The sequence below is a fragment of the Sporosarcina sp. Y838 genome (assembly GCF_056786515.1).
On sequence record NZ_JBXCJD010000013.1, the window covers coordinates 66,758 to 79,214 of the forward strand.

Here is a 12,457-nt window from a genome sequence, read left to right on the forward strand (position 1 = left end):
TGAAGGGAGTCCTATGCAATGAGCTTAGCAAGTATTGGCGTACCTGGTTTGATCATCATCCTAGTTATTGTTCTCATCCTATTCGGACCGAAAAAGCTGCCTGAAGTGGGAGCCGCGGTAGGGAAGACGCTTGCTGAATTTAAGAAGTCGGCAAAGGATATTATGGAAGACGAAGAACCGGTGAACCAAAAGGAAACGAAGAAAACGGAACAACTATGAGCAGGTGAGGATATGGATCCATATGGAGATCACAATCGAAAAGTTGTCAGTCCGCTTGATAAGATCCACACTGAAATTGAGGAGGACAAAGTAGAGCGTGAAGTTGAAGAAAGCACCAGTAAGATAGTAAATGAAGTGAAAGAATCCGTACAGGAGGCTGATCCATCCTTAGTCGACCATCTCACGGATTTGAGGAAACAGCTCGTCAAAAGTGCGGCTGTTTTCCTTTTTTTCTTAATCGCGGTGTTCTCCAGTATCAATCTCTGGTTCCCGTATATTACCCGAGGGCATGAGCTGATTATTCTTGGACCATTGGAAGTCGTGAAGTTTTATATGTCGATATCAACAGCGCTTGCATTTGGTTTGTCGATACCTTTTCTTTGCCACTTTCTTTGGCAATTTGTCAAACCGGGACTGAACGAACGGGAAAGTCGTTTCCTTAGTCTGTATTCCCCCGTCATGTTATTGCTTTTCATTATAGGCGTTTCATTCGGTTACTTTATCGTCAATCCACTTAGCTATAAATTCCTTGTTTCGTTAGGGGCCGTAAATTTTAACGTAATGGTTTCAGCGCAGGAGTATATCAGCTTTTTACTCATGACGACCATGCCGATTGGGATAATATTCGAGTTGCCTATAGTGGCACTATTTTTAGCAGCAATCGGATTGCTCACTGCGGAATCCATGAAAAAAGTACGTAAATGGTCGTATCTTGCTATCGCAATCATTTCGGCTTTGATCACGCCACCGGATTTTGTCAGTCAGCTCATTGTACTTATTCCAATGGCACTACTTTATGAAGCGAGTATTTTTATCGTCTTGTATGCGGAACGTAGAAGTGCAGTAGCGAATTAAAGGAGGTGTCCGAGAGAGGATACCTCCTAATGAAGTCAATAAAATGTTCTGGAGAAGACCTTTTTTTAGTCCGGTTGTTCGGGATGAATGGGATTCTGAGAAAGTATCTGTATTTTTTCCGTACTTTGAAGTTCCGCCAAATTCATCGAATTGCTTGGATATTTTTTCTCTTGAACCTATGTTTCGCATTAAGTAAGCGGCACCCAGACCGAGTGCAGCTAAAGCAGCTTTTTTTCTCATCTGATAAACCCTCCTTGTTTTCAGTTATTTTCCCCATTCAAGTGAGATTAAACAAAGATATACCCGTTTGAAGAGGTATTCCTATGTAAAAAACCGGTACCCCATATTGGGATACCGGTTTTTCAGTCGCTTTAAGAATTCTTCTGCGAACCATTTTTCACGGAGAATGGACCTGTAAACGATTCAACCTGTTTCATCAGTTTGTCCCGAGCACCCTTGTTTCGCATTAAATATGCAGCGCCGAGTCCAAGTGCTGTCATTGCCATTCTGTTCATAGAAAAATCATCCTCCTTGTTTTTGGTGTTCATGATAATATACCCGATTTGCGGGATAATAATCAGGATATCTGCAGGAAGGTCATTTCGGATTGCTTCCCAATTAGCTTTTTGAGGGTTGTGTAAAACCTTTAATGACATGAATATGCCCATCATCTTCCGTTGTTCGGACCTCTATATAATGCGTATGGTAACCACCCGGCATCAAAATAGGGAGACTCGTATACGCTTCGTAGCGATGGATATGGTCGTCTTCAAAGGAGGTATTTCCCTTCATATGATGAAAATGGCCTTTATCCGTCTCAATGGGTGTACTGGTTACGCCTGGATGCATATGGATATGTCCATCATTACACGTGGTCGAACCTAGGTAGCTATGAGTGTGTCCATCCTCCCCATTTACGCTTGAAGGGATTTCAGTATTATTCCCTGGGACAGTTTTATCTTCGATTGTTTCGGGAATTTGTACAGGAGGGAAATTCAACCCGTAAAATGGGTCATCCATATAATCGTCTAGCACTCTTTCAACTCCTCTTTTTAGATTCCCTACTAACGTATGTATTTTAAAATATTGTGGTTACAATAGTCAGCTCTATCCTGTCCATATATATAAAGAAGGATTGAAACTATTTCCATGCTTTGGTCGTACATAGAACAGATACAAAGTATTGGAGTAATTTTATATACTCTCAAATTCAAATCGATAGTCTGCAAATGAAATAGATATATATGATTCTAGAATTATGTGGAAGGGAGCGTTCGAATGAATAAAATCATGGTCATCGGGGTGTCATCTGGCGTGGGAAAGTCAACATTTGCGCGTCGACTAGGTGAAATGACTGAAATCGAAGTGACGCATTTAGATCGAATGTATTGGAAACGAGATTGGGTGGAAACTTCGCTTGAAGAGTTTTCTACAGCACAACGACAAGTTGTTCAAAATGATCAATGGATTGTTGAAGGTAATTACTCGGGTACATTCAATATTCGAGAGCCATATGCGGATACAATTATTTATTTGGAACTCCCTCTCAGGGTCTGTTTGTATCGTGTGTTGAAGAGGAGGGTGCAATTCCATGGGAAAACTCGGGATGATATGGGTGAAGGGTGTAAGGAAAAGATAGATAAGGCATTTTTGAAATTCATTGTGACAACGTATGGAGCACGGAAAAAGAAAATGATAGAGCGGATGCAGCGTTATGCGGGGGAAGGGAAGACTGTTCATTACTTGAAAACGCCCGAGCAAATTAAGGGGTTTTTAGAGACATATAAGAATGCTGATTATCATTAAATGATTGAAGCTGTTATATCCTTGCTTTTGCATACATCAATATGAAAATGGACTGCAAGACTAATTGTAGAGAAAGGCAGTCTGTTGAAGTGATGATGAGAAAAACATACAAAAAATCTCTCCAAAATATGAATACATAAAGCCAGTTTTTGAGTGTGATTGGCTTTATGTATTATTTGAAATGGAATCGGATGCAACCCATGTTTTGGACCATTTTTCGATTTCTATCATAATGGGTGTAAGTGACATTCCTTTTTCAGTTAACGAATATTCAATTCGTACTGGTGTTTCTGGGTAAACATTTCGGATGACAAAACCTTGCTGATCAAGATCTTTTAACCGTTCGGATAATGTTTTACCACTGACCCCAAGTTTATCGGTCATGGTACAAAAACGCTGCGGTCCTGCCATTAATTGATATAAAATAAGCGCGGTCCAGCGTTGACTCAACACAGACACAGCTTTTTCAAAACGTGGGCAAAGTTCAAATTCGTTCATAGTTTATCGGTTCCTTTCTACAGAAACTTTGTACGTTGATAAAAGTTACTATAACATATAAATTTAGTTACATAAAGTAATTAAGTTACTATCTTCTGAAGTGGAAAACAAAGTAACTTTCATAAAGCATCAATTATGCGTAATGGAGAAGTATATTTTTATGTGTTTCACCAAGATCAATTTATTCTTATGATGAGGTTATCGGGTTTAAAGTACTTGAGGTGACATTGACTGCGGACGGAAAAACACCTTAGTTGTGAGCGCGGTACTGGTTTATGGACCAATCAAAAGTGTCGAATGAATTGTTCATATGAAGGGGAGTTGAAACTTTCTTCGACGCCATCCGTAAAACAACGTATACTTAAAATTAATAGTCTATCAAAATGGTGATATGAAAAGGAAGTGGGATATATGACGAAAAAGCTATGGTTTCAAGTGGGTGTTGGAATATTACTTGCAATGCTTATTATTAAATACTTTATGGAGATTCAAGGGATTTTTTCACCGCTGGTTATTATTGCAAAAGCCATTTTCATACCGTTGCTTTTAGGCGGCGTACTTTATTATATTATGGAGCCAGTCCAACGGTTTCTGGAAAAAAGGAAAGTACCAAGGTGGGGAAGCATTCTTTCGATTTTTGCGATACTCTTAGCTGTCGTTTGGATATTTGTAGCGATTATTGGTCCTCCGATAACGAAACAAATTAATAACTTGGTTGATAATGCACCTACAATTACTAATGAAATCAACGTCATGAAAGACTCACTTCTTCAACAAAAAGATGATTTACCAAAACAGTTGGAAGATTCTATTGACAGTGCAGCTGATTCGATTCAATCCATTGCGGTCAATTTTGGGAAATGGATTGTTCAGTTTTTACAGTCGTTTCTACAGGCAATGTTCTTGCTAGTACTTGTTCCATTTTTCTTTATTTTCATGCTGAAAGATCATGAAAAGTTTGCACCGTTCATTTATAATTTCTTTTCCGGGAAAAGACGAGAATGGATTAAAAAAACCCTACACGATATCGATACGGTACTTCGTTCATATATCCAGGGACAGTTGTTAATCAGTTTTATTTTAGCAATTTTCTTATACATTGGTTATCTGGTTATTGGCTTGGAATATGCTTTACTGTTAGCTGTTTTCGGCTTGTTCATGAATTTAATTCCATTCATTGGTCCGTGGATATCTGCTGTACCAGCAATTATTATCGGCTTCCTAGAGGATCCGAAGACTGGTATTTTAGCTGCAATCGTTATGCTTGTTGCCCAGCAAATCGAAAGCAATCTCATTACGCCGAATGTGATGGGGAAATCGCTGGATCTCCATCCGCTTACGGTTATTACTGTAATACTAGCTGCAGGTAATATCGGAGGTTTTCTAGGCATCATTGTTGCCGTTCCGACATATGCAGTTGGTAAAGCGATTGTCAAAAATATTTACGCTAGACGCAAGGAAATTAAAGAGGCGGCGACATCTACAGTATAGAGAAATGTAAACTTTTCAGGAGTTGAGGTGTCTCGTGCTTGGATGCATCCGTATGTTTCATAAATATAACGTAGTTTAATCGCTCAAAAAGCCGGCATCAGATACGATTATAAATCGTATTTGATGCCGGCTTTTGAGTTATCTAATAAATTTTCTTTTTCTCTGCTACTTCTTTATCATCTGATTTGAATTCATCTGTTACATCATCCATGATGTCTTTTGTTGAACTCTTGAACTCCTTTAGAGTTTGTCCTACAGCTCTTCCTAATTGAGGCAATTTGGATGGTCCAAAGATGATTAAAGCAATTACTAGAATAATAATTAAACCCGGTACACCGATGCTTGGCATGGTTTTCTCCTCCTTTATTCAAATACACGCTTAAGGTAACCAAAATCAATATAATATTTTGCCAATAGAGATACATTAATCTTCTTCCTTCAACATCTTCTCACGCTTCAATTCATTTGCCCGCTTTCTTTTTAGTGACCAGCTAGACACAAGGATGCTGATCTCAAATAGCAGTAATAAAGGAATAATAATGAGAATATCGGAAATGAAGTCAGGTGGTGAAATAGAAACACCGACAATTACAAGTAGGAAATAAGCAACCTTTCTCATTTTCCTCAAATTTTCCGGTGTTACAATACCTAACTTTGTCAGAAATAGTACGACCACAGGTAATTCAAATACAATACCCACTGGAATGATCAAGTTAAACATGAATGTAAAATATTGTTTCATCCCGTAGGTTTCTATTGCACCAATCGATTCGTTGATGTTTGACATAAAGTTCAACATTAAAGGGAATAGAAGAAAATAACTGAAACTGATGCCCGCCAAAAACAAGAAAAAAGAGGCCGGAATAAACATGACTGCTCCTTTTGATTCTTCCCCGGACATACCCGGCTTCACGAATAACCAGGTCTGGTATAACGCAATGGGCAATGTAATCAGAATGGCCAACAGTAAAGCGCATTTTAAATAAATCATTAGCCCATCCGTATAGCCGAAAACGTTCCATTCTACGTGAAGGGCTGTAGGCTGCATCTTGATGAAAGTTAATATTTTTGGTGCAATAGCAAAACCTATTATGAGTGAAACTATAAAAGTCGCAACTACAATAATGAGCCGCTTCCTCAGCTCCGTTAAATGTTCGACAAGAGTGAATTCTTGATCTGTTTTCATACTTCTAACCACCCACTATCTTATAATGCTGGAAAGTAAATTCGGAAAATTTAAACTTTCTTGTTTACCGAAAAGAATAGCTATAATTTATACTATACTGAAAAAATGCAGTGAAATTATAAAAGTAATCTGACCACCTACACATTATACACCTCAAAAATGATTTGTAAATAAGAGGACGCTCAATAATGGAGAAGAGCAAACTTGGAATAGAATAACTTTCTAAGATGAGGGGATAGTATTTCTAATCCGTATTAAGAAACAAAAGCAGTAGAATAAGAAAGCTTTGTTTTTATCATCAGAGTTAATTTGGAAAATAAAACAGCCTTAAATCACATGTGATTTAAGGCTGTTATCATCCACTTTGATTGAAGCGCTTTAATTCGTCTTACAATTGATCGGCTTATATTATATTCTACTATTATCATTAACAGGATGCGCATAATCAGTTTTCCGGACTTTCTGTTTGGAGGCGTCTTGTTTGGCTGAATTAGATGATTTTGGGATTAAGAATATAATCGCAATCAGTGCCAATACTGCGAATATGACGTTGGTAATGATTCCGATAGATGCCGCCTTTTCAATATTGCCTGTAAGTGTTATCGCGCTATATACCGAGGCAGAAATGGCAACACCGAAGGAACTACCAAGTGAGCTCGACATTTTGTAAATACCTGAAGATGAACCGATCTTATCTTCCGGTACACTAGAGACTGCCGTATCTGTGGATGGCGTAGCATACAATCCAAGTCCGATACCGAACAGGATGAATCCAACAAAGACGACGATGATATAGGCTGTGTCTGGTAAAAAAGTCAATGCCATTAATCCGATACCAATTGCAGCCAAGATAGAACCTACCACCATTGGCAATTTCGCTCCGGTTTTCTGCAATAGTTTTTCACCGACACGAATCATAACGAGGACGGATACTAAATAACCGATGGATAAAATCCCCGATTGGAACGCCGAGAATCCTCTTCCGACTTGCACATATGTATTCGCTACAACGAGCGTTCCCGCTACTGCATTCAATAAGAAGTTGGAGATGGTAGCGCCTGTATACGGTTTGTTTTTGAATAAATTAAAATCAATCAATGCATTCAATTTACCAATTTCTATTTTAATAAAGAACAATATGCCAATCAGTGTAGCGGCGATTAAACCTAATATGAGTGGACTTGTCCAACCAAAATCAGCACCCCGTGTGATAACAACGTTTAACGCAACCATCATCAATACGAATACAACTAATCCAGTATAGTCAAAACGGGAAGGAACTTGCTGTTTCACTTTACTTTCGGGTGTGTCTTTAATCAAAATCATTGCGAGGATAGCGATGACGATTGAAAAGATAAAAATCCATCTCCAACCCATAGAAGTCGCAATAGCTCCCCCGGCAAATGAACAAATACCGGAGCCGCCCCAAGACCCGATGGACCAATAACTAAGCGCGCGTTGTCTATCTGCCCCATCATAATAGGTTCTTACCAAAGATATCGTGGCGGGCATAATACAAGCAGCAGACAGACCCTGGATAATCCGTCCGATAATCAACAATGTAGCCCCATTCGTTATGACAAGAAGAAGCGATCCTATAACGCTTAATATAAGTCCGATATAGGTTAATTTTTTTCGGCCGAATTTATCGGCCAGTCCACCCGCTGCAACAACGAAAATACCTGAAAACAATGCGGTCAAACTGATTGCGATATTCAGTACGCCCAGTGAAATCCCTAAATCTTTTTGCATTACCGGGACAATATTGACTAAAGATTGTGCGAATAGCCAAAAAGTAATAACACCGAAAACAATTCCTGTCAGCATCTTATTCGTGCCCTGATAGCCTGTAGCCATGATTTTCCCCCTCAAAATTAGAAAGAAACTATAGTGGAAATATCGTTCATTTTTTATGTATTCCATCATTTTATCACAATAAAATAGTGAGGGGGAGGTTTAAATTACTATTGTTTAAATTCGATTTAGTATGAATAATATGAATCTATGGATAGGGTGGTTTGTTCTATTATACGTTTTCTTCCACTTGAGCAACCCATGTTTTTGACCATAATTCGATTTCTTTCATAATTGGTGTAAGAGACATTCCTTTTTCGGTCAATGAATATTCGATTCGTACAGGTGTTTCAGGGTATACAGTACGAACAACAAAGTTTTGCTGTTCCAGGTCTTTTAATCGCTGAGATAATGTTTTTCCGCTGACGCTGAGTTTGTCGGTCATTGTACGGAAACGCTGTGGTCCTGCTGTTAATTGATACAATATAAGGGCAGTCCAGCGTTGGCTTAATATAGATACGGCTTTTTCGAAACGCGGACAAAGTTCAAAATCGTTCATAAAATACCAGCTCCTTTATTGACAATTCTCATTCTAACATATAAAGTTAGTTACATAAAGTAAGTAACTGATAAAAAGAATTTAGGAGGAATATAAATGAATTTTCATAAAGCACCGCTTACGTATACAGGAGAAGTGCATCTCAACGTCATGGACTTGGATAGATCAGTCCGTTTTTACAAAGAAGTGATTGGCTTTAAATTGCTTGAACAAGAATCCAACAAGGTAGTATTGACAGCGGACGGGAAGACGCCCCTACTAATTATCGAACAACCGGAGAATGTGACTCCGAAAGAACCACATCACTCTGGACTTTATCACTTTGCGCTTTTGTTGCCGGAGAGAGCCGATCTCGGAGCGATAATTAAACATTTTGTGCAAAATAGTACACGGATCGGGGCTGCTGATCACCTAGTGAGTGAAGCACTCTATTTGTCAGACCCGGATGGCAATGGAATTGAAATTTACACGGATCGTGACCCCGCTGTTTGGACTTGGGAAAATGGAAAGGTCGAAATGAGTACGGACCCGCTCGATGGGGAAAGTATTGTTGCAGAAAGTGCAGGGAAGATATGGGAAGGGCTCCCTACCGGCACGGTGATGGGGCATGTCCATTTGCATGTGGCAAATCTGCCTGAAACGGAAATTTTCTACAATGCCCTTGGCTTCGAAGTCGTGACCACCTATCCGCAGGCTTTATTTATGTCGAATGGGAAATACCATCACCATCTCGGCTTGAATACATGGAATGGCGAAGGCGTAACACGCCCTAAGGCCGGAAGTGTTGGACTTCAATCGTATACGCTTGTTTATCCGGATGAAATAGTTTTGAAAGAAGCCATTACGAAGGTGGAAGCGTTAGGTATGAAAGTGGGAATGAACGGTAGTGGATTTATGACGGAAGATCCGTCCGGAATCCAAATTAATCTCCGAGTCAGGTGATTTATTTCATCAATAGAGTATAAGGTGGATTGTCAATAATCGTTACCTGAATCTAAACTGATATAATTGAAAAAAACGCTAGGTGAAATCTAGCGTTTTTTTCATATTCATGGATTGAGCCGTTTCGTTGGATAATTAGATTTGTTAAGTTTGAAAGTAGAGATTTCTGTGCAAACTACATTTCGGATTAAACGAAGCTGAACAACTAGTGCATTCCGAACCGCTCTCCAAATACTCCGTAATTGTCAGTTCATGACCACAAGCCCCGCACAGAACTGCTTTTTCAATAAATTTATCATCGGGCCAGACGGCGGGATTGCCACACCCGTCTTCTTTGTGGCATTCAAAGCACGGAAAATAGGTGTCGCAGCAATAGAACTTGATAGCAATTCGATCGACTTCAGTATGGTAGTGGGCGCAGCGAGTTTCGTTATCAAGTACTTTACCTTGAACAGTGTGACCTTTAATTTCCATATAGGTTCTCTTCCTTTCACCTTAAAATTTGTACTGAAACGGTTATATGATGGGAAGGCTAATGTGAAAAAGGATTGGTGTCATATTGAAAGAGTTTCCGATAATTCATACGAATATTTGGGATGCTTTTTGGGCAATTCCAGTAATTTTGCTAGTTGTAATCTTAATGAAAGTCCTTTTCAAAATACCTGAGACCTGGTTTTCAACAGTTACAACTATCACTGGACTTGTTTTGTCGATTTTCATTAGTCATCCAGGCAACTTGCCCGCCGGGATTTTCATGGGCTTTTTTTATGGTGGCGCAGCCAGTGGGACAATTTATTCGCTGAAAGTCTGGGTTGCGAATTACCAAGGTAAATCTGGATTGTGAATTACCAAGGTAAATCGGGTTAATGAATTAATTTAACGGGCAAAAACCACATTTCATAAGTCCTGGAACATCTTTGGAGAAGCAACATGTCTTGCGGACTTCAGTGTTTAAAAGGGCAGAAGGTTCGCATCCGCCTAGGTAATCCGCGAATAATGAACGTGTAGCGATATCTTCCCAAAGTGCATCATCTTTCAATAGATTGAGGTCAGCACGCGCTTCCAGGGATGTAGCTGGATTTTCGAGCAGTACGTGATATTGCCAAAGGAGAAACCCGAAAATGTTTTCCCATAACGTTAGCGGCGAAACAGATGTGATGGTTCGGATTTGCCTGATGACAGCGTCACACTGATCTTTTAGAATTCGTTTAATAACAACGCGACGTTCACCATCGTCCACGTACTGCCAGTCCTCAGCATTCGCAAACATACTAACAGACAGTTTTCCGTATTCTACTTTTGCCCCGAAATGAAGATGTTTTTTATCTCCATTCCATACCTCATCGTACGCCGCCAAGTTATAAAATTGCATCGCGGTGAACATTCCGAAACGACGCATGAAGTACGACGCTGCTACAGTTCGGTTAGGGCTTCCGCTCACTGCTTCTACTACATTTATTGCGTCTTCCGTTTTATTTGAGTCGAGCAGCGTTTCCAATGTGAATAAGTTTATTTCCGGTTGTTCGACGTAAATACTATACATATTCAGTTGTCTAATTTGATCCGAAGTTAAGTTTGTCATACATCCATTATATCCATCAAAGTGATAGGTCATCAAGTTGAGTGGGCGTTCAGTCTGTTGTATACTAATTGCAAGTTGAAAACTTACAGAGGTGGAAATTAAATTGGAAAAACGATTGAATGCAGAAGAGTTTATTGGGTTGATTGGGAAAAAGGCGGATATCATCGTTCCGATTGCAAATGGGGAACCTCACCGTCTGCTGGATATAATGGAAGCGAATCATACAAAGTTACATGACGTTAAAATTCATCAAATGCTGACTCTTCGAGAGCGGGATTATATAAACGGTAAAATGAAAGGCCATTTATCACATGTTTCATACTTCTTAAGCGGTGCGACACGAAAAGCTTACCAAGAAGGCAAAATAGAATTAGTACCGAACGTTTTCCATGAAGTTCCGCGCATGTTGAAGAAAATCACAAATATGTCGATGGTCTTGACCGTTGCATCGCCCATGGATGAACATGGTTATTTCTCTTTAGGAACGCAGGCGGACTATATTTCGGAATTCATCGGACATGTCCCGTTTGTCTTAGAAGTGAATAAGTATATGCCGCGGACATACGGTGAAAATCAGATTCATATAAGCCAGGTTGCGGGATATATCGAAAATGATCAGCCATTATCCGAAGAGAAGTCACCTTTGGTCGGGGAGAAAGATCTAAAAATCGCTGAATTTGTAACAAACATCATAGAAAATGGGGATTCACTTCAAATAGGAATCGGCGCAATTCCAAATGCGGTTATGGGTATGTTGAAAAACCACCGTCATCTTGGTATCCACACTGAAATGCTGACAGATGGTATCGTCGACCTAGTAAAAGCAGGGGCGGTCGATGGTACACAGAAGTTTACACATAAAGGGAAAATCGTAGCGACATTTGCTTTCGGATCACAACGTTTGTACGATTTCCTCCATGAAAATCCCGCTGTTGAATTTTTACCGGTCAGCAGGGTGAACGATCCACGTGAAATTGCGAAAGAAGAGAGAATCGTTTCCATTAATGCGACGACGGAAGTGGACTTTTATGGACAATGTGCATCTGAAACAATTGGCGGCCGTTATTATTCATCGACTGGAGGACAAGCTGATTTTGCTCGTGGCGCGCGTTTTGCAAAGCATGGTAAAGGGTTTATCTGCATGTATTCGACAGTGAAAAATGACACTATTTCGCGCATTAAACCGCAATTGACACCGGGTTCTGTCGTTACAACGTCGAAAAACGACGTTGACAACATCGTTACAGAATACGGAATCGCCAGTCTGTACGGAAAATCGTTATCTGCACGTGCAAAAGCACTCATCGATATCGCCCATCCGGCATTTCGGGAGGAGCTACTGTTTGACGCAAAGAAGACCGGGATTATTATTTGAATAAGTTGAAGTGACCAAAACCATGGAGAATCCTACTCCATGGTTTTTTATGTGTGCGCCCAGCATGGGCGTAGTCTATAGGGTGCAAGTCCCGAACTGTGAAGGCAGAAGTAACAGTTAGCTTAACGCAAGGGTGTCCATGGCGACGTG

General features: G+C 39.9%; 16 protein-coding genes. 7 read left to right on the forward strand and 9 right to left on the reverse strand.

What is annotated here, in order from left to right; all coding sequences use genetic code 11:
- Positions 1-18 precede the first annotated feature (18 nt).
- Both tatA (AC1TO4_RS14690) and tatC (AC1TO4_RS14695) read left to right on the forward strand, forming a co-directional pair.
- On the forward strand, positions 19-219 hold the full coding sequence (tatA, locus tag AC1TO4_RS14690) for a twin-arginine translocase TatA/TatE family subunit (protein ID WP_482101332.1): 201 nt from the start codon (positions 19-21) through the stop codon (positions 217-219).
- Positions 220-231: 12 nt separating this feature from the next.
- Positions 232-1,074: a twin-arginine translocase subunit TatC gene (tatC, locus tag AC1TO4_RS14695; RefSeq protein ID WP_482101331.1), complete on the forward strand. Its 843-nt coding sequence runs from the start codon at positions 232-234 to the stop codon at positions 1,072-1,074.
- 371 nt (positions 1,075-1,445) lie between these two features.
- Here tatC (AC1TO4_RS14695) and AC1TO4_RS14700 read toward each other — a convergent pair whose 3' ends face one another.
- Together AC1TO4_RS14700 and AC1TO4_RS14705 are read right to left on the reverse strand one after the other, a co-directional pair.
- The gene (locus AC1TO4_RS14700) at positions 1,446-1,589 is read right to left on the reverse strand and encodes a hypothetical protein (protein WP_482105949.1); all 144 of its coding nucleotides are present in this window, start codon (positions 1,587-1,589) and stop codon (positions 1,446-1,448) included.
- Positions 1,590-1,692: 103 nt separating this feature from the next.
- Positions 1,693-2,109 carry a YmaF family protein gene (locus AC1TO4_RS14705; RefSeq protein WP_482105950.1) on the reverse strand — a complete coding sequence of 139 codons (417 nt, stop codon included), beginning with the start codon at positions 2,107-2,109 and terminating at the stop codon, positions 1,693-1,695.
- Positions 2,110-2,352: 243 nt separating this feature from the next.
- Here AC1TO4_RS14705 and AC1TO4_RS14710 point away from each other — a divergent pair, with 243 nt between their 5' ends.
- A complete protein-coding gene (locus AC1TO4_RS14710) occupies positions 2,353-2,880 on the forward strand; it encodes a P-loop NTPase family protein (RefSeq protein WP_482105951.1) in 528 nt (175 codons plus the stop codon).
- 165 nt (positions 2,881-3,045) lie between these two features.
- On the opposite strand, the gene AC1TO4_RS14715 is transcribed toward AC1TO4_RS14710, so the two are convergent.
- Positions 3,046-3,378: a winged helix-turn-helix transcriptional regulator gene (locus AC1TO4_RS14715; RefSeq protein ID WP_482105952.1), complete on the reverse strand. Its 333-nt coding sequence runs from the start codon at positions 3,376-3,378 to the stop codon at positions 3,046-3,048.
- A 411-nt stretch (positions 3,379-3,789) separates the two neighbouring features.
- Between AC1TO4_RS14715 and AC1TO4_RS14720 the strand changes: the two genes are divergently transcribed.
- Positions 3,790-4,869: an AI-2E family transporter gene (locus AC1TO4_RS14720; protein WP_482105953.1), complete on the forward strand. Its 1,080-nt coding sequence runs from the start codon at positions 3,790-3,792 to the stop codon at positions 4,867-4,869.
- A 142-nt stretch (positions 4,870-5,011) separates the two neighbouring features.
- On the opposite strand, the gene tatA (AC1TO4_RS14725) is transcribed toward AC1TO4_RS14720, so the two are convergent.
- The 4 genes from tatA (AC1TO4_RS14725) to AC1TO4_RS14740 all read right to left on the reverse strand — a co-directional run bounded on the left by tatA (AC1TO4_RS14725) (position 5,012) and on the right by AC1TO4_RS14740 (position 8,408).
- Positions 5,012-5,218, reverse strand: a complete 207-nt coding sequence (tatA, locus tag AC1TO4_RS14725) for a twin-arginine translocase TatA/TatE family subunit (RefSeq protein ID WP_482105954.1) — start codon at positions 5,216-5,218, stop codon at positions 5,012-5,014.
- A gap of 75 nt (positions 5,219-5,293) precedes the next feature.
- Entirely contained in the window at positions 5,294-6,055 is a 762-nt protein-coding gene (gene tatC / locus AC1TO4_RS14730; protein WP_482105955.1) for a twin-arginine translocase subunit TatC, read from the reverse strand.
- Positions 6,056-6,463: 408 nt separating this feature from the next.
- Positions 6,464-7,912: an MFS transporter gene (locus AC1TO4_RS14735; protein ID WP_482105956.1), complete on the reverse strand. Its 1,449-nt coding sequence runs from the start codon at positions 7,910-7,912 to the stop codon at positions 6,464-6,466.
- Positions 7,913-8,081: 169 nt separating this feature from the next.
- Positions 8,082-8,408 carry a winged helix-turn-helix transcriptional regulator gene (locus AC1TO4_RS14740; RefSeq protein WP_482105957.1) on the reverse strand — a complete coding sequence of 109 codons (327 nt, stop codon included), beginning with the start codon at positions 8,406-8,408 and terminating at the stop codon, positions 8,082-8,084.
- Between the two features lie 96 nt (positions 8,409-8,504).
- On the opposite strand from AC1TO4_RS14740, the gene AC1TO4_RS14745 reads away from it, so the two are divergent.
- Positions 8,505-9,350: a VOC family protein gene (locus AC1TO4_RS14745; RefSeq protein WP_482105958.1), complete on the forward strand. Its 846-nt coding sequence runs from the start codon at positions 8,505-8,507 to the stop codon at positions 9,348-9,350.
- Positions 9,351-9,494: 144 nt separating this feature from the next.
- On the opposite strand, the gene AC1TO4_RS14750 is transcribed toward AC1TO4_RS14745, so the two are convergent.
- Positions 9,495-9,824, reverse strand: coding sequence for a CHY zinc finger protein (locus AC1TO4_RS14750; RefSeq protein WP_482105959.1), 330 nt, complete (start codon positions 9,822-9,824; stop codon positions 9,495-9,497).
- Positions 9,825-9,909: 85 nt separating this feature from the next.
- On the opposite strand from AC1TO4_RS14750, the gene AC1TO4_RS14755 reads away from it, so the two are divergent.
- Positions 9,910-10,194, forward strand: a complete 285-nt coding sequence (locus AC1TO4_RS14755) for a hypothetical protein (protein WP_482105960.1) — start codon at positions 9,910-9,912, stop codon at positions 10,192-10,194.
- Positions 10,195-10,221: 27 nt separating this feature from the next.
- On the opposite strand, the gene AC1TO4_RS14760 is transcribed toward AC1TO4_RS14755, so the two are convergent.
- The gene (locus AC1TO4_RS14760) at positions 10,222-10,932 is read right to left on the reverse strand and encodes a hypothetical protein (protein WP_482105961.1); all 711 of its coding nucleotides are present in this window, start codon (positions 10,930-10,932) and stop codon (positions 10,222-10,224) included.
- Positions 10,933-11,035: 103 nt separating this feature from the next.
- Between AC1TO4_RS14760 and AC1TO4_RS14765 the strand changes: the two genes are divergently transcribed.
- Positions 11,036-12,307 (forward strand): acetyl-CoA hydrolase/transferase family protein, encoded by a 1,272-nt coding sequence (locus tag AC1TO4_RS14765; RefSeq protein ID WP_482105962.1) that lies wholly within the window; start codon positions 11,036-11,038, stop codon positions 12,305-12,307.
- Positions 12,308-12,457 lie beyond the last annotated feature (150 nt).